The 17,001-nt window shown below is 73.5% G+C and carries 13 protein-coding genes; 2 read left to right on the forward strand and 11 right to left on the reverse strand.

Annotation, left to right across the window (positions count from 1 at the left end):
* Positions 1-474 precede the first annotated feature (474 nt).
* A complete protein-coding gene (locus tag PV410_RS28325; RefSeq protein WP_500328605.1) occupies positions 475-1,482 on the reverse strand; it encodes a stage II sporulation protein M in 1,008 nt (335 codons plus the stop codon).
* A 95-nt stretch (positions 1,483-1,577) separates the two neighbouring features.
* Between PV410_RS28325 and PV410_RS28330 the strand changes: the two genes are divergently transcribed.
* Positions 1,578-2,597, forward strand: a complete 1,020-nt coding sequence (locus PV410_RS28330) for an RDD family protein (RefSeq protein WP_500328606.1) — start codon at positions 1,578-1,580, stop codon at positions 2,595-2,597.
* A gap of 24 nt (positions 2,598-2,621) precedes the next feature.
* On the opposite strand, the gene PV410_RS28335 is transcribed toward PV410_RS28330, so the two are convergent.
* The 8 genes from PV410_RS28335 to PV410_RS28370 form a co-directional block, all read right to left on the reverse strand.
* The gene (locus PV410_RS28335) at positions 2,622-3,242 is read right to left on the reverse strand and encodes a hypothetical protein (protein WP_500328607.1); all 621 of its coding nucleotides are present in this window, start codon (positions 3,240-3,242) and stop codon (positions 2,622-2,624) included.
* A gap of 129 nt (positions 3,243-3,371) precedes the next feature.
* On the reverse strand, positions 3,372-4,823 hold the full coding sequence (ahcY, locus tag PV410_RS28340) for an adenosylhomocysteinase (protein ID WP_500328608.1): 1,452 nt from the start codon (positions 4,821-4,823) through the stop codon (positions 3,372-3,374).
* 238 nt (positions 4,824-5,061) lie between these two features.
* Complete coding sequence (locus PV410_RS28345; protein ID WP_500328609.1) at positions 5,062-6,006, reverse strand: cation diffusion facilitator family transporter; 945 nt, start codon at positions 6,004-6,006, stop codon at positions 5,062-5,064.
* Positions 6,007-6,102: 96 nt separating this feature from the next.
* A complete protein-coding gene (gene manA / locus PV410_RS28350; protein WP_500328610.1) occupies positions 6,103-7,311 on the reverse strand; it encodes a mannose-6-phosphate isomerase, class I in 1,209 nt (402 codons plus the stop codon).
* A 4-nt stretch (positions 7,312-7,315) separates the two neighbouring features.
* Complete coding sequence (locus tag PV410_RS28355) at positions 7,316-8,467, reverse strand: SIS domain-containing protein (protein ID WP_500328611.1); 1,152 nt, start codon at positions 8,465-8,467, stop codon at positions 7,316-7,318.
* 137 nt (positions 8,468-8,604) lie between these two features.
* Positions 8,605-8,784 (reverse strand): Trm112 family protein, encoded by a 180-nt coding sequence (locus tag PV410_RS28360; protein WP_431967699.1) that lies wholly within the window; start codon positions 8,782-8,784, stop codon positions 8,605-8,607.
* Positions 8,785-8,972: 188 nt separating this feature from the next.
* On the reverse strand, positions 8,973-10,331 hold the full coding sequence (locus tag PV410_RS28365; protein WP_500328612.1) for a phosphomannomutase/phosphoglucomutase: 1,359 nt from the start codon (positions 10,329-10,331) through the stop codon (positions 8,973-8,975).
* A gap of 138 nt (positions 10,332-10,469) precedes the next feature.
* Positions 10,470-10,889: a DUF3499 domain-containing protein gene (locus tag PV410_RS28370; protein WP_078619945.1), complete on the reverse strand. Its 420-nt coding sequence runs from the start codon at positions 10,887-10,889 to the stop codon at positions 10,470-10,472.
* A 302-nt stretch (positions 10,890-11,191) separates the two neighbouring features.
* Here PV410_RS28370 and PV410_RS28375 point away from each other — a divergent pair, with 302 nt between their 5' ends.
* Positions 11,192-11,644 (forward strand): metallopeptidase family protein, encoded by a 453-nt coding sequence (locus PV410_RS28375; RefSeq protein ID WP_500328613.1) that lies wholly within the window; start codon positions 11,192-11,194, stop codon positions 11,642-11,644.
* 46 nt (positions 11,645-11,690) lie between these two features.
* Here the strand turns inward: PV410_RS28375 and PV410_RS28380 are convergent, their stop codons facing one another.
* Positions 11,691-13,172: a DUF5719 family protein gene (locus PV410_RS28380; RefSeq protein WP_500328614.1), complete on the reverse strand. Its 1,482-nt coding sequence runs from the start codon at positions 13,170-13,172 to the stop codon at positions 11,691-11,693.
* Entirely contained in the window at positions 13,169-16,963 is a 3,795-nt protein-coding gene (locus PV410_RS28385; RefSeq protein ID WP_500328615.1) for a glycosyltransferase, read from the reverse strand. The genes PV410_RS28380 and PV410_RS28385 overlap by 4 nt, the downstream gene beginning before the upstream one ends.
* Positions 16,964-17,001: the final 38 nt, after the last annotated feature.

A 17,001-nucleotide genomic window follows, 5' to 3' on the forward strand; every position in this document is an offset into this window, starting at 1 on the left:
TGGCGTTGACTTTTGGCACGCTGTTGAGTTCTCAAGGAACGGAAGCTTCCTTCGAGACCGTTTCACCGGCCCCTCCGGGCTTTCCCTTCGTTGTCTCCAACCTTACCAGATCCGTTTCGCGTTTCCGCTCTTCGTTTCCGGCCCCCTATTGGAGCGGGGTTTGTCTTCCGGCTTTCGCCTTTCGACGTCTCCGACTTTATCAGACTCTTTCGCGTCCGATTACCGCCGAGGTTTTGCCTCTATGAATAGCGACACAAAAGACCACTCAGAAAGTTCTTTCTGAGAGGTGCGATGCGATCGATAGTCTTTCGAAGCGGGCTAGATCCTAGCCGCTGGCCCTCGAACATGTCCAGTTCGAGGCAACTGCTCAAATCTACCTCCCCGTGCCACCCGTGTCAACAGGTGTCTTGGGGCGAAGAGGAGACTAGCAGGTCAGCAACGCCGGATGCACATCGTCGGCGCCGGCCGTCCGGGTCACGCCGCGGTGGGCAGGACGTCGCTGCGGTCCGCCCGTTCCAGGTCGCCCGTCTCGCCGGCGAGGGCCGCGCGGCGCCCGATGACGAAGACGTAGACGAGGAAGAGCAGCTCGGCGGTGACGCCGATGCCGATGCGGGCCCAGGTGGGCAGGCCGGAGGGGGTGACGAAGGCTTCGAGGGCGCCGGAGACGAAGAGGACCGCGGCGAGGCCGATGGCCATGCCGATCGCGGCCCGGCCTTCTTCGGCGAGGGCCGTACGGCGGGGGCGCGGGCCGGGGTCGACGACGGTCCAGCCGAGGCGGAGTCCTGTGCCGGCGGCGACGAAGACGGCGGTCAGTTCGAGGAGGCCGTGCGGGAGGAGCAGTCCGAGGAAGGTGTCGAGGCGGCCCGCGGAGCCCATGAGGCCGAGCCCGAGACCCAGGTTGAGCATGTTCTCGAACAGTACGTAGAGGACGGGGAGCCCGAGGAAGACGCCGAGGACCAGGCAGTAGCCGGCTGCCATGGCGTTGTTCGTCCAGACCTGGGCCGCGAAGGAGGCGGCGGGGTGGCTGGAGTAGTACGCCTCGTACTCGCCGCCGGGGCGGGTCAGGGCGCGCAGTTCGTCGGGGGCGGCGATGGCGGACTGGACCTCGGGGTGGGTGGCGACCCACCAGCCGATGAGGGCGGCGACCGCGGTGGAGACGAGCGCGGTGGGGACCCACCAGTGGCGCGAGCGGTATATCGCGGCGGGGAAGGCGCGGGTGAAGAAGAGAACCGCGTCGCGCCAGCCGGGGGTGCGGGCGCCGGTGACGGCGCTGCGCGCGCGGGCGACGAGCGTGGTGAGCCGTCCGACGAGTGCGGGGTCGGGGGCGCTGGACTGGACGAGGGACAGGTGGGTGGCGGCGCGTTGGTAGAGGGTGACGAGTTCGTCGGCTTCCTCCCCGGACAGGCGCCGACGCCGGCGCAGCAGCGTGTCGAGCCGGTCCCACTCGTGGCGGTGGGCGGCTGCGAAGACGTCGAGGTCCATGGGCGCTGCTCCTGGCTGGCCGGGGAGGTCCCAGCTTGGCAGACGGGGCAGACTGGTCGCTCCGGGTCCGGGGTGGGCAGGAGGAGGGTTCCCGCATGGGTGAGGCGAGCGCGGCGGGCGGTGCCGGCCGGCTGGTGACGGGTGAGGCGGTCGAACTGGGTTTGCACCCGGCGAAGCTGCCGAGCCGGGCGCTGGCGGCGGCGCTGGACGGCGTCGTGTACATCGGCGGTTATCTGGTCGTGTCGATCGTGCTGATGGTGGCGACGGCGTCGATGGACGGGGCGGCGGTGGCGGCGGTGTACGTGACCTCGCTGGTGCTGGTGCTGTTCGGGGTGCCGATCGCGGTGGAGACGCTGACCCGGGGGCGGTCGCTGGGGAAGCTGGCCTGCGGGTTGCGGGTGGTGCGGGACGACGGGGGGCCGATCCGGTTCCGGCACGCGCTGGTGCGCGGGGCGGTCGGGGTGGTCGAGATCCAGATGTTCCTCGGGGTGATCGCCTGCATCGCCTCGCTGGTGTCGGCGCGCGGTCGGCGGATCGGGGACGTCTTCGCGGGGACGCTGGTGGTGCGGGAACGGATTCCGGTGCCGCGGTCGCCGCGGCCGATGCCACCCGCGCCGCCGTGGCTGGCGGGGCAGTTGGCGGGGGTCGACCTGTCGGCGGTGCCGGAGGGGCTGTGGCTGGCAGTGCGGCAGTACCTGTCGCGGATGCATCAGCTGGATCCGCGGGTGGGCTGGTCGATGGCGGAACGGCTCGCGGGGGACGTCGTGGCGTGCACGGGGGCCACGGTGCCGGAGGGGACGCCGCCGGCGGGGTTCCTGGCGGCTGTGGTGGCGGAGCGGCAGGCGCGGGACGCGCGCCGGGTCTTCGGCGCTCCGGTCGGTGCTCCGGCCGACGGGGTCGCCGAGCCGGGGGGCTTCGGGGTCGAAGAGCCGGGGAAGGGCTGGGCGCCGGTGCCGCCTGCGGTGGGCTGGGTGGCGCCCGGTACGGACGGCGGAGTACGGGGGGACGCGGTGCCGCCGGGGCGCGGGGGGCAGGCCCCTCAGGCGCCGGTGCCTTCGTCCTCGACGTCGCCCTCCTCCTCGTCCTCGTCGACGGGCTTCGCGCCTCCGGCGTGAGGGGTCGCCGCTGCGTCGGCGGGGTCAGTCCGTCGGGAACCGGGACGGGGGTGACTCGAGGTCCTCGAGTTCGATGCCCGGGGCGGAGAGGACGACGTCGCCGGCGATGTGGACGGTGTGCTGTTCACCGGTCTCCAGGTCGTTGACCTGGTATTCGTCCACGAGCAGGGGGTCGTTGTCGGTGGTGTGTGCTTCGCTCGTGATCAGGGCCCACGACTGGTCGAGGGTGCGGGGTGCGAGCACGGGGGGTTGGAATGCGACGAGGCGTACGCGGGTGGCCGGGGAGCCGGGCCGCAGGCGGAGCAGGCGCGCGGTGGCGACGTAGAACGCGGGTGACGCGCCGGTGAAGGCGTGGGCGGGGACGTTGCCCTCCTGAGCGTGTTCGCCGGAGGGGTCGGTACGGACCCAGGTGAGGCCGTCGAGGGCGGCGCCGCGGACCTGCCAGCTCGCGGCGTGCAGTTCCAGGCGGATGGGGCGGCCGAGTTCGTCGATGGTGAGGTCGACGGAGCCGGCGTGGCCGCCGTCGGGGTGGGTGTTCTGTGCGGTGTAGCGCCAGCCGGCGGGGCCGGTGGCGCAGTGGAAGTGTTCTTCGCCGAGGGGGGTGTGGTCGTGGGTGTCGTGGAACGAGTAGCGGCCGCGGGGCATGGTTCGACCTTACAAAGCGGGCGGGGGCCCGACGGGGCAGGCCCCCGCCGGGGGCGGGGGCCTGCGGGGTGGCTCCTGTGGTGCCGTCGGGGCCGGTGGCGCGCTGTCGTGCGGGCGGCCCGGGCGGCGTCAGTAGCGGTAGTGGTCCGGCTTGTAGGGGCCCTCGACCGGGACGCCGATGTAGGCGGCCTGCTCGGGGCGCAGGGTGGTGAGCTTGACGCCGAGGGCGTCGAGGTGGAGCCGGGCGACCTTCTCGTCGAGGTGCTTGGGCAGGACGTAGACGCCGATCGGGTACTCCTCGGGCTTGGTGAACAGCTCGATCTGGGCCAGGGTCTGGTCCGAGAAGGAGTTGGACATCACGAACGAGGGGTGGCCGGTGGCGTTGCCCAGGTTGAGCAGGCGGCCCTCGGACAGCACGATCAGGACCTTGCCGTCGGAGAAGGTCCAGGTGTGGACCTGGGGCTTGACCTCGTCCTTGACGATGCCGGGGATCTTGGCGAGGCCGGCCATGTCGATCTCGTTGTCGAAGTGGCCGATGTTGCCGACGATCGCCTGGTGCTTCATGCGCTGCATGTGCTCGGCGAGGATGATGTCGCGGTTGCCGGTGGTGGTGACGAAGATGTCGGCGGTCTCGACGACGTCCTCGAGCGTGGTGACCTGGTAGCCGTCCATCGCGGCCTGGAGGGCGTTGATGGGGTCGATCTCGGTGATGATGACGCGAGCGCCCTGGCCGCGCAGCGACTCGGCGCAGCCCTTGCCGACGTCGCCGTAGCCGCAGACGACGGCGACCTTGCCGCCGATGAGGACGTCGGTTGCGCGGTTGATGCCGTCGATGAGGGAGTGGCGGCAGCCGTACTTGTTGTCGAACTTCGACTTGGTGACGGCGTCGTTGACGTTGATCGCCGGGAACAGCAGGGTGCCGTCGCGCTGCATCTCGTACAGGCGGTGGACGCCGGTGGTGGTCTCCTCGGTGACGCCGCGGATCTCGGAGGAGAGCTGGGTCCACTTCTGGGGGTTCTCGCCGAGGGTGCGGTTGAGGAGCAGCAGGATCTGCTCGTACTCCTCGCTGTCGGCGGTGGAGGGGTCGGGGGCCTGGCCGGCCTTCTCGAACTCGACGCCCTTGTGGACCAGCAGGGTGGCGTCGCCGCCGTCGTCGAGGATCATGTTCGGGCCGCCGGTGGGCGAGTCGGGCCAGGTGAGGGCCTGCTCGGTGCACCACCAGTACTCGGCGAGGGTCTCGCCCTTCCAGGCGAAGACGGGGATGCCCTGCGGGTTCTCGGGGGTGCCGTTCGGGCCGACGGCGATGGCCGCGGCGGCGTGGTCCTGCGTGGAGAAGATGTTGCAGGAGGCCCAGCGGACCTGGGCGCCGAGGGCGGCGAGGGTCTCGATGAGGACCGCGGTCTGCACGGTCATGTGCAGGGAGCCGGTGATGCGGGCGCCGGCCAGCGGCTGGGAGGCGGCGAACTCCTCGCGGATGGCCATCAGGCCGGGCATCTCGTGCTCGGCGAGGGTGATCTCCTTGCGGCCGAAGGCGGCCAGGGAGAGGTCGGCGACCTTGAAGTCGTTGGTGACGGGGGACATGCAGTCTCCTCGTGGGGTGCTTCCAGAACGGACATCGGCTTTCCGCTGCGGGGCGGGGGGAGGCATGCGGACATACGTCTCCCTCGACCGCAGCTCAGCCCGTCGGAGGCCCTCTCTCCCTCGGCCGGTCCGTCTCCGGACCGCCCGACCGCCATCAGCAGCGACGTCTGGCTAGGGACGAATCTACACCGAGTGGCCGGGCGCGTCCGGAAGGTGCGTGGAGGTCGTGTGGAGGGGGTCAGTCCGCCGTGGGGGCGGTGGGGGCGGCCGACTGCTCGCGGTAGATGTCCGGTTCGAGGTAGATGACGCGGGCGATGGGCTCGGCCTCGCGGATGCGCGCCTCGGCGGCGTCGATGGCGCGGGCGACCTCGGTGGCGGTGTCGTCGTGCTCGACGGCGATCTTGGCGGCGACGAGGAGCTCGTCGGGGCCGAGGTGGAGCGTGCGCATGTGGATCAGGCGGGTGACGGTGTCGCCGTCGACGATGGCCGCGCGGATGCGGGCGACGACCTCGGGTCCGGCGGCCTCGCCGAGGAGCAGCGACTTGGTCTCGGAGGCGAGGACGAGCGCGATGGCGACGAGGAGGACGCCGATGCAGAGGGTGCCGATGCCGTCCCAGATGCCGTCGCCGGTGAGCAGGGACAGGCCGACGCCGCCGAGGGCGAGCACGAGGCCGACGAGCGCGCCGAAGTCCTCGAGGAGGACGACGGGGAGCTCGGGGGCCTTGGCGGTGCGGATGAACTGGCTCCAGGTCTGCTTGCCGCGCACCACGTTGGATTCCTTGATGGCGGTGCGGAAGGAGAAGCCCTCGGCGACGATCGCGAAGACCAGGACGCCGATGGGCCAGTACCAGTGCTCGATCTCGTGCGGGTGCTGGACCTTCTCGTAGCCCTCGTAGAGGGCGAAGACGCCACCGATGGTGAACAGCACGATGGAGACGAGGAAGCCGTAGATGTACCGCTCACGGCCGTAGCCGAAGGGGTGTTCCTCGGTGGCCTTCTTCTGGGCCTTCTTGCCGCCGAGCAGGAGCAGCGCCTGGTTGCCCGAGTCGGCCACCGAGTGCACGCCTTCGGCGAGCATGGACGAGGAGCCGCTGAAGGCGAACGCCACGAACTTGCTCACCGCGATGGCGAGGTTGGCGCCCAATGCGGCGACGATCGCCTTGGTTCCGCCTGACGCGCTCATAGGTGCTGGTGGTCCCTTCCGTCGGCCCTGGTCTTTGCCCGGTCTTTACGGCGTTACGGCGGGACATTCTTGCAGGGCCGTGCTTCGCGTGGTGCGTCAGGCCACCACGGTGGCCCGGAAGACGGTCCCCTCGCCGGTGAGTTCGACCTGTTCGCCTGCGGGAACGTAGGCGGACTGGCCGCGGTCGAGGGTGAGTTCCGGGGCCGCCGGGTCGGCGGGTGTGCGCAGCGTGGCGGTGCCCTCGGTGCAGAGCAGGATCTGGGCGGTGCGGTCGTGGGGGGTGCGGGGGGCGGCGCCGGCGGCGAGCGAGTACCGGGAGAGCCGGAACTCGTCGATGGGGGTGCCGTAGAGCTCCTCGCCGTCGGGGGACGCCTCGGGGCGCAGGACACCGGCGTCACCCGCGTGGAAGCGGACGATGCGCAGCAGTTCGGGGATGTCGACGTGCTTGGGGGTGAGGCCGCAGCGCAGGACGTTGTCGGAGTTGGCCATGATCTCGACGCCGAGGCCGCTGAGGTAGGCGTGCGGTATGCCGGCGCCGAGGAAGAGCGCCTCGCCGGGCTGGAGCCGGACGTGGTTGAGCAGCATGGCGGCGATGACGCCGGGGTCGCCGGGGTAGGCGTGGGCGATGGCTGCGTAGGCGGCGTAGGCGTCGGCGTTCGGTCCGCCCTCGGTGGCGAGCCGGCCGGCGGCTTCGGCGGCTTCGTCCACGGTGCCGGCCATGGCGTCGCGTTCGGCTCCGAGCACGGCGGTGAGGACCTCGCGGAGGGCGGCCTCCTCGGGGTGGGCGCGCAGCAGGTCGACGTACGGCTTGAGGGAGTCGACGCCGAGGCCGGAGAGGAGGGCCGCGGTCTCCTCGGGGTGGCGGAAGCCGCACAGTCCCTCGAAGGGGGTGAGCGCGACGATCATCTCCGGCTTGTGGTTGGCGTCCTTGTAGTTGCGGTGCGGGGCGTCGACGGGGACGCCGCGGGCCTCCTCGTCGGCGAAGCCGGCAGCGGCCTGGGCGAGGTCGGGGTGCACCTGCAGGGAGAGGGGGGAGCCGGCGGCGAGGAGCTTGAGCAGGAACGGCAGCCGGGGACCGAAGCGTTCGACGGCGGGGGCGCCGAGTTCACCGTCCGGGTCGGCGGCGATGACCTGGTCGAGCGGGACCGGACCGTTGCCGCGGTCGATGCGGGAGGGGGCGCCGGGGTGGGCGCCCATCCACAGTTCGGCCTGCGGCTCGCCCGTGGGGGTGGTGCCGAGCAGTTCGGGGATCGCGCTGGTGGAACCCCAGGCGTACGGGCGGATGGTGTTGGTCAGGCGGTCCATGCGGTCATGATCTCCCGGTGGATGTGATGGCGAGGTAAACGGAGGCGAAATCCGTGACGGCGAGGAGTTCGACGGCGGATTCCAGGTCGCCTCCCTCGGCGGGGGCGAGCTCGCTCAGCGGGGTGTCGTGGGTGGTGGCGAGCTCGCGGGCGAGCGGGGCGGAGCTCGATGCGGCGTTGCCGGGGCGGTGCAGGAGCACGACGCGCAGGCGCAGGTCCTCGGGCTCGTCGACGCGGTCGCGGAAGAAGTCCTCGGGGTCGAGGGCGCCGGCCAGGGAGCCGGCGAGCAGCGCGCCGTGGGTGTCGAGTGCCTCGGGGAGTTCGCCGTGCAGGGCGGGGCGTCCGGCGCGGGCGGCGATGGCCGCGGCGAAGCGCCGGGCGGCGACGGAGGCGACCGGTCCCTCGCTCCACATCACCGGCAGGGATTCGGCGAGTTCGGAGGCGAGTGCCTTGGCGGGGTTGCTGTAGGTGGCGGTGGCGGGGCCGCAGCGGGCGGCGACCTCGTCGAGGCGGTCGGCGACGCGCTCGATGGCGTCGGGCGGGGCGGCGAGCAGGCCGATGCGGTCACCGAGGGCGAGCAGCGGGGTGAGCAGCGCCCAGAAGGCGCCGAGGTCCTCGGCGGGCTCGGCGGCCTCGCCGAGGACCCCCGCGACGGACGCCGGGTCGGGCGCGGGGGCGTACGGCAGGACCATGCCCCGCACCTGCTGGATCGCCTCGGCGATGGGTGAGCCGGCGGGGACGACGGCGGCGGCGGTGCAGCCGCGGCGGTAGGCCTGCTCGATGAGGTCGGCCAGGCCCGCCTCGGTGCCTGCGGGGCTGGCGATGAGCAGCAGGTCCAGCGGGCCGGCCCAGCCGGGAAGGGCCCACCGCAGGTCGTACGGGGCGGGGCCGGTGGGGTGCAGGGGCAGTACGGGCCCGCTGCCGTTGCCGAGGGCGGCCAGCAGTTCGGCGACGGCGGCGACGGCGACCGCGCCGGGGCCGGCGACCAGGACGCTGCGGGGGCGGCCGTCGGGCTTGAGTTCGCCGACGCCTGCCTCCTGGGCGAGGCGGGCGGCGGTGCGGACGCGGGCGCCTGCGGCGGCAACGCCGAGGAGGAGGCCGCGGGTGTCGGCGCGGGCGAGGGCGTCGGGGTCGTCGAGCAGCGTCTCGTCCAGCATCGGGGGTGACCTCCGGTCCGGTCCGGTTGTGTCGGGTGTCGCGGGGCGCCGTGCGGTGCGGGTGCCCGTGCCGGCGCCGGTGGTGCGTACGGCGCGGGCTGCCGGGCGGGTGTGTGGTGCCGGGCAGCCGGGTCGCGTCAGGCGGGGCGGCGGGCCTCGTCGACGAGGAGTACGGGGATGTCGTCGCGCACGGGGTAGGCCAGGCCGCAGTCGGCGGAGGTGCAGGTGAGCTCGGTGGCCTCGACGTCCTCGCGCAGCGGCGCGTGGCAGGCGGGGCAGGCGAGGATCTCCAGGAGGCTGGCTTCGACGAGCGGCATGGGTGGCTTCTCCCGTGTGGTCGTGTCGTGGTCGTGGTTCCCGGGCGTCCGCCGTGTGCGGGCGTACGCGTCCGGACCGGCCGATTCAGCCTATCGCCGGGCGGCCGGGGCCGCGTGACCGTGTCGGGGCCCCGGTCCCCCGCCGGAGGAGGCGGTGCGGTGCGGTGCCTCCTCCGGCGGGGCGGCCGTCAGGCGCGGACGATGGCGAGGACCTCGTCGCGGACGCCGGCCATGAGCTCGGTGTCGCGCGCCTCCACGTTGAGGCGCAGCAGCGGCTCGGTGTTGGAGGGGCGCAGGTTGAACCACCAGCCGTCGCCCTTGACCGTGAGGCCGTCGAGCTCGTCGAGGCCGGTACCCGGGCGGTCGGCGTAGGCCGCGCGGACGGCGGCGGTGCGGCCGGCCTGGTCGTCGACGGCGGTGTTGATCTCGCCGGAGGCGGCGTAGCGGTCGTACTCGGCGACGAGCGCGGACAGCGTGCCGTCCTGGCCGCCGAGGGCGGCGAGGACGTGGAGCGCGGCGAGCATGCCGGTGTCGGCGTTCCAGAAGTCGCGGAAGTAGTAGTGCGCGGAGTGCTCGCCGCCGAAGACGGCGCCGGTACGGGCCATCTCCTGCTTGATGAAGGAGTGGCCGACGCGGGTGCGGACGGGCGTCCCGCCGTGCTCCTTGACGACCTCGGGCACGGTCCACGAGGTGATCAGGTTGTGGATGACGGTGGAGCCGGGGTGCTTGGCCAGTTCGCGGGCGGCGACCAGGGCGGTGATCGCGGACGGGGAGACGGGCTCGCCGCGCTCGTCGACGACGAAGCAGCGGTCGGCGTCGCCGTCGAAGGCGATGCCGATGTCGGCGCCGGTCTCGCGCACCTTCTCCTGCAGGTCGACGATGTTCTTGGGGTCGAGGGGGTTGGCCTCGTGGTTGGGGAAGGTGCCGTCGAGCTCGAAGTACATCGGGACGAGGTCGAGGGGCAGCCCGTCGAAGACGGTGGGGACGGTGTGCCCGCCCATGCCGTTGCCGGCGTCGACGACGACCTTGAGGTGCCGGATGGAGCTCAGGTCGACCAGGGTGCGCAGGTGGGCGGCGTAGTCGGCGAGCATGTCCCGCTGGGTGACCTCGCCGGGGGTGGCGTCGCTCGCCGGGAGGCCGGTCTCGGACCACTGCTCGACCAGTTCGCGGATCTCGGCGAGGCCGGTGTTCTGTCCGACGGGGGCGGCGCCGGCGCGGCACATCTTGATGCCGTTGTACTGCGCCGGGTTGTGGCTGGCGGTGAACATCGCGCCGGGCAGGTCGAGCTTGCCGCTGGCGAAGTACAGCTGGTCGGTGGAGCAGAGGCCGATCTCGGTGACCTTGGCGCCGCGCGAGGCCGCGCCGCGGGCGAAGGCCCGGGACAGGCCGGGCGAGGAGGGCCGCATGTCGTGGCCCGTCACGATCGCGTCGGCACCGGTCACGGTGACGAAGGCCGCGCCGAAGAGTTCGGCGAGCGGCTCGCCCCATTGGTCGGGGACGACTCCGCGGACGTCGTACGCCTTCACGAGCTGGGAGAGGTCGGTCACCGCATGTGCTCCGCTCTGGAATCCGGTTGCCGGTGGATGGATCGTGGCAAGAGCCAACCTACCGGGCGGATCCGAACGCGCCGACGAGGAGCCCGGGTGCACGTGCGGACCCGGGGCGGGGTATGGCGGGGTGCCGGTTCAGGAGTCGGGCGAGCGCAGGACGCGCAGGTGCCCGCGCCGGGCGATCTCCATGGGGTCGCCGCCGCGGCCGTTGGTGCCGTTGCCCTCGCGCTCCTGGGGGCGGGCGGCCTCGCGCACGGCGTTGGCGAGCGCTTCGAGGTCGTCACCGCTGGGGCGGGTGGGGCCGGTGTCCGTGGCGAGCCGTACGACTTCCCAGCCGCGGGGGGCGGTGAGGCGCTCGGAGTGCTCCGAGCACAGGTCGTAACAGTGGGGCTCGGCGTAGGTGGCGAGCGGTCCGAGGACGGCGGTGGAGTCCGCGTAGACGTACGTCAGCGTCGCGACGGCGGGACGGCCACACGCGGTGCGCGAACAGCGACGTACAAGGCTCACGACGTTGGACGGTACCGCACTCTTGAGCGGGCCGCGACGACTCCCCAGGAGCTCACCCCGTCGTGTCGTCCGGGTTGGCCAGGAAGGTCCGACCTGGGGTCAACACACCTGACCTGCAAAGGGCCGGAAATGTGCGGGTGCCCCTCCGAGGACACCGATCACCAAACGCTGCAAATGATGCCAATTGCGATCGGTGAAGCGGTCAGGGCAGGGGAATCACGTGGGCGCCAGGGGCGAACGACCGTACATTCTGCGACATCGACGGGGATGTCCAGTCCTCGTCCCCCGTGGTGGTGGCAGCGGTCACGGAGCCGCATAACCGGGGCTCCCGACGGCTACTCTCAGAGGTGATGGACACCCCTTCGCCCGCACCGCGCCAGCGCCACCGCGACCGACACGGCCGCGGCATGCGCGGCCCCATCGCGCCCCCGCAGGTGCCCCTGGCACGCACCCGCGCCGACGCCTTCGACGACCTGGTGCGCGACGCGGCGGACCGGCTCGAGCGGCGCTGGCCGCAGCTGGCGGAGGTGGAGTTCGCGGTACAGGAGGTGCCCTGGCCGGCGGACGGTGCCGACGGCGCCGCGGTCGACGGCCGGTTCGACGACGGGGTGCCGCTGGGGCGGCTCCTCGGCGGGCAGAAGGGCAACCCGCACCGCATCGTGGTGTACCGGCGGCCGGTGGAGATCCGGGCCAAGAGCCGCGAGGAACGGGCCCTGCTGGTGCACGACGTGGTCGTGGAGCAGGTGGCCGAACTGCTCGGGCTGTCACCGGAGAACGTCGACCCCCGGTACGGGGAGGGCTGATCCCGGTACCGGCACGGGCCCGCGGGCCCGTGCCGGTCGCGGATCGTCAGCGGTTGAGGATGGACAGGTCCTCTTCCGACTTCGGCACGGCGACCAGACCCCGGTCGTCCGGCATGGTCTGGATGGTGAACATCGGGACGCCGCCCTCCGGCAGGGCGAGCATCCGGGAGGCGTAGACGGGGCCGCCCGAGGCGGGTTCCACCGTGACGGCGAAGGAGCCCTTCCCCGTGGAGGGGGCGGGCGGTGACAGGACGACCGTCGTGCCGCGCTTGACCGGGACGTTCTTGGTGACGGGTTCGCCGCCCTTGGTCGAGGCGGAGGTGACGACCCGCACGGTGGCGTCGCCCTCCGGCGCGGTCAGGGCGAGCGTCGAGCCCTTGGTGCGGTTGTCGGCGGCGCTGGCGCGGTCGCCGATGGGGGCGGTGGCGGGCAGGAAGGCGGTCTCCTGGTCGGCGCCCTTGCCGCGGGTGATCCGCAGGGCGGCGACCACGGGTGCCTCGTCGGAGGGGTCGGTGGGGCTGAGGATCAGCGAGCCGGCCTCGCCCTTGGTGACGTCGCCGAGGTCGACGGCGGTGGTCATGCCGCTCTTGACGTGCACGGTCTCGTGCCCGGCGGGGGTGATCTCGCCGCCCGAGGAGGCGAGCCGCAGCTTGAGGTCGGCGTCGCTGTCGCCGGTCGCGAAGACCACCAGGCGCACATCGGAGGCGTCGCCGGGGATGCCGGGCATGACGGCCTCGGCGGCGGGGTCGGTGGAGGCGGGCAGCCAGTCGCCGCCGGCCTTGGCGTCCTCGGCCTCCACGGTGGCGCCGACCCGGCCGCTGCGGGCACTGACGTGCAGGGTGAGGGCGTCGGACTTCTCCGTGGTGAGCGTGGAGAGCAGGACGGGTACGGTCGCGCCCGGCGGCACCGTGATGCCGTCGGTCGTGCTGGTCTTGACCTCGCCCTTGTCGCCGTAGAGCGCGAGGTCGATGACGGCGGAGGTGTCGTCCGGGTTGGTCAGGTGGACGTAGTCCTGCCGGCCCGCGCCGGTGCTGACCCCGGGGAACCAGAACTCGCTGTCCGGCACGGCACAGGAGGCGCCCAGCACCGCCCGGGCCGGGCCCGCGTCGACGACCGTGGTCTGCTGCACGGTCCAGCCGGGGGCGAGCGCCCCGTCGGCGGTTCCGATGAGCGCGGGGGCGTCGGAGGCCTCGGTGACCGCGGTGACCGGCTGGCCGGCCTCCTTCAGCGGTGCGACCGGCTTGCGCTTGGCCGCGGCCTTGCCGTCCTGGTCGGCGGCGGCCAGCAGGGCGGCGGCGCCGCCCGAGCCGGCGGAGTCGCCCTTGGGCGTGAAGGCGGTGTACGTGGTCGTGGCGAAGTCCGAGTCCGACGGGGCCGGGCAGGCCAGCGTGGACCGCTCGACGGGCAGCCGCGCCGCGCTCACGGCGGGCGCCGCGTCCGGGGTGCCCGCGCCGGAGACGGTGGCGACGCCGGCGACCGCGGCCAGGGCGGCGGTCACGCCGATCAGGGAGAGGGTGCTGCGGTTCACTGCTGGTTGCTCCCGTCGCGGCGGTAGCCGTCCGTGTCGTAAGCGTCCGTGTCGTAGGTGCCGTAGGGGGCGTACGAAGCGTCGTAGCCCTGCTGCCGGGGCTGCTCCTCGTACCCCTGCGGCTGCTGGGACTGCTGCTCGTAGCCCTGCCGGTCGTAGCCGGGCTGCTGGGACTCCTGGCCGTAGCCGTACGGGTCGTAGACCTGCTCCTGCGGCTGGGCGGGCTGCTCGTAGCCGTAGGTGCTGGTGTACTCCGCGGCCCACTGCTCCTGGCCGTACGGGTCGTCCTGCTGGGGGCCGGCGGCGTAGGGGTCGTACTCGGCGTACTGCGCGTACTCGGCCTGCTCCTGGTGCGCGGGCCCGGCGGCCTCGGGCTCCGCGGGGGCGTCGTCCGCCTCCCCCTCGGCCTCGGCGGCGGCGCGCAGCCGGCGGGCGCGACGGCCGTCGCCGCCGCCCTGTGCCGGGATGCCGGCGGCCGCGGCTGCGGCCACGGGCGCGGCCTCCGCGTCGGGCAGGTCGTCGTCGACCTCGCGGCGCCGGCCCGGCAGGGCCATGACCACGAGCACCAGGCCGAGGAAGCCCTGGACCCACACCCACACGGTGTGCGTGAACGGGTCGTCGTAGACGAGGTCGAGCCGGCCGCCGCTGCTGGGGAGCCGGAAGCCCTGGGCCCAGCCGTCGACGGTGGTGGCGGTGAGCTCCTTGCCGTCGAGGGTGGCGGTCCAGCCGGGGGCGGCGCGGTCGGCGATGCGCAGGACGCGGCCGTCGGCGCCGGCCGGGACGGTGGTGTGGGCCTCCACCTTGCCGGAGGCGACGGTGACGACGGCGGCGGGGGCGTCGGCGTCCTCACCGGAGCCGGTGCCGTCGGCGTCGCCGGAGCCGCTGTCGTCGCCGCTGCCGGAGGGCTCGACGATCGTGATGCGGGCGACGTCGTCGTCCACCCGCCACAGGGCGCTGCCGTCGGCCTGGCTGAGCCGGGACAGGCCCGGGGTGCTGTCGAGGGTGCGGCTCATCTCGCGCGGGGCGCCGCTCTGGACGAGGACGTAGCGCACGGCGTAGCCGCCGAGCTGGCTGGCCTGGTCGGCGCCGGAGCCGGCCACGAGATTTCCGACGATCTTGGCGAGCCGGGCGTCGCTGCCGGCCGCGGCGGCGATCTCGGCGTCGCCGAGGCGGGCGCCGGCGCCCCGGACCAGGGCGTACGAGACGTGGGCGGGCGTGCCCGAAAGGACAAGGGTGCGGGCCTGGTCGCGGGTGGTGCTCTCCTCGGCGACGAAGGCGGGCACCTGGGTCGGGTCGCGGCGCTCCAGCGGGCCGTCGGCGCCGCCGGCCATCCAGCCGACGGCGGCGGACAGCGGGGCGAGCACGGCGGCCAGCGCGACGAGCGCGGCGACGGGCTGGCGCCAGCCGAAGCCGGAGGCGGCGAGCCGTTCCTTGGCACCCTCCGCGCCCACCGCGGCGGCGGCGAGCAGGGCGAGGCCGTACACCAGCGTGGCGGGGCCGGCCCAGGAGGTGCTGTTGGCGAGGACAGCCAAGACCAGGCCGGTCAGGGCGCCCGCCCAGGCGGTGACGATGGCCGAGCGGCGCTCGCCGCGCACCAGTGCGGCCAGCGCGGCCAGGACGATGCCCGCGAGCAGGTAGCCGCCGGCGGCGCCGGGGCCGCCGGGGTTGATCAGGAGGAGGTCGGTGGCGGTGGCGGACTTGGCGCCGAACGGCAGACCGGCCTCGTCCAGGAAGCGCTTGGGGTGCGTGAGCAGCCCGATCGACCAGGGCGCGAGCACCACCACGGGGGCGCCGAGGACGGCCACGGCGCGCATGGCCAGCGGGACGAGGAGCCGGCCCTGCCCGCGCACGACGCGCGTGGCGATGGCGACGCCGGCGAGCACCAGGGTGACGAGCCAGGTGATGGGGGTGAACGCGGTGGTGATCGTCAGCAGCAGCGCGACGGCCCAGGCGGCGCGCCAGCCGGGCCGCAGCCCCCGCTCGACGGCGTCGGCGGACATCCGCAGGCCCGCCGCGGAGACGGCGGCGCGGGCCATGAGCGGCAGCAGGATGGCCAGGACGGCGGTGCCGAGCCGGCCGCCGGCGAGGGCGCCGGTGGCGGCGGGCAGGAAGGCGTACGCGACGGCGCCCCAGGCGCGCAGCAGCCGGGACTCGACCAGGGGCCGCGACACGAAGTAGGCGCTGAGGCCCGCGAGCGGTACCGAGGCGACGAGGAGCACGGTCAGGGCGAGGCCGGTGCTGCCGAGCAGGGCGCTCGCCAGGGTGGCCACGATCGCCAGGTAGGGCGGCGCGGTCTCGGTGCTGCCGGCGCCCAGGGCGTGCCAGGCGCCGAGGTAGGAGCCCCACAGGTCGGAGGCGTCGGCGGGGGCGGGCAGCAGTGCGCCGCCGGACAGGGCGCCGCCGCCGAGGAGCGCGCGGCAGGCGATGAGGGAGAAGAGCAGCAGGACGGCGAAGAGCATCGGGGCGGGTTGCCGCGCGACGCGCTTCAGCAGCGCGAACTGCTCGACCTCCAGGTACTCGCCGTCGTCGTCGCCGCCGCTGGGCCCGGAGTCCAGCCCGCCGTGGCGTCCGGCGGAGGAGGCGTCGGCGGCCGCGCGGCCGGAGACGTTGCTGACGACCTGCTCGACGGTGGCCCGTACGGTCGCGCCGGGCGGCGGGAAGAGCGTCCGCAGTTCGGAGGCCGGGACGGCGGGCCGGGAACGCCGGTGGCGGGCGCCGAGGAGGCGGCCGGGGCGCAGCAGGACCGACAGCAGGCCGGTGATCTCGTCGACGGCCTGTCCGGGGACCTTGCCGACGAGGTAGGCGAGGGTGCGCAGCACCGTGCCGAGCACGATGCGCGCGAAGACGTACGGGAGGAGGGCGCCACGGGTGTTGGCCAGCAGCGTGTAGACGGCGCCCGCCTTGTCGACGCGGTGCGGGTTGACGACGGAGCGGCCGGCGCAGTCGACGGGACGGCGCTCGCGGGAGGCCGCCTCGGCGTGCCGCAGGACGGCGTCGGGGGCGACGAGGACGGTGTGGCCGGCGGACTGGGCGCGCCAGCAGAAGTCGACGTCGTCGCGCATGAGCGGCAGCCGGCGGTCGAACCCGCCGAGGTCCTCCCACACGTCGCGGCGCACCAGCATGCCCGCGCTGGAGACCGAGAGCACCTGGCGGACCTGGTCGTGCTGGCCCTGGTCCTGCTCGCGGCGCTCCAGGCCGGTCCAGCGGCGGCCGCTGCGGGCGATGGAGACGCCGACCTCCAGCAGCTGGCGCCGGTCGTACCAGCTGCGCAGCTTGGGGCCGATGACCGCGGCGGACGGCGAGGCGTCGGCGACCCTCAGGAGGTTGAGGAGGGCGTCCGGGGCGGGCTCGCAGTCGTCGTGCAGGAGCCACAGCCACTGCACGGGTTCGCCGTGCGGCTCCTCGGGCTCGTCGTAGGCGTCGTCGTTCCAGGTGCGGGAGACCGGGTCCCAGCTGCTGGGCCGCCCCAGGTAGGGCAGTTGCTCCACGGTCAGGGGCTCGGCGGCGCGCACGCACTCGTCGACGGCGGCGCCGAAGCCACTGCGCCGGGCGAGGTGCAGGACGCGGTGGTCGCCGAGGCTCTCGGCGAGCAGGCGGGCGGAGTCGTCGGCGCTGCCGGTGTCGGCGGCGATGACGTCCTGGACCGGGCGGTCCTGGGAGACCAGACCCGAGAGCGCGTTGGGCAGCCAGCGGGCACCGTCGTGGGCGACGAGCACGGCGGTGACGACGTGGCGCGGGAACTCCGGTGCCTGGGCGGCGTATTGAGTCCCGGCTGAACTGTTCACGGACATCGAGGTTCGGGCCCCGGTTCGCTGGACTTCGGACGACG

The organism is Streptomyces sp. PA03-5A (genome assembly GCF_033792725.1).
Lineage (GTDB): Bacteria > Actinomycetota > Actinomycetes > Streptomycetales > Streptomycetaceae > Actinacidiphila.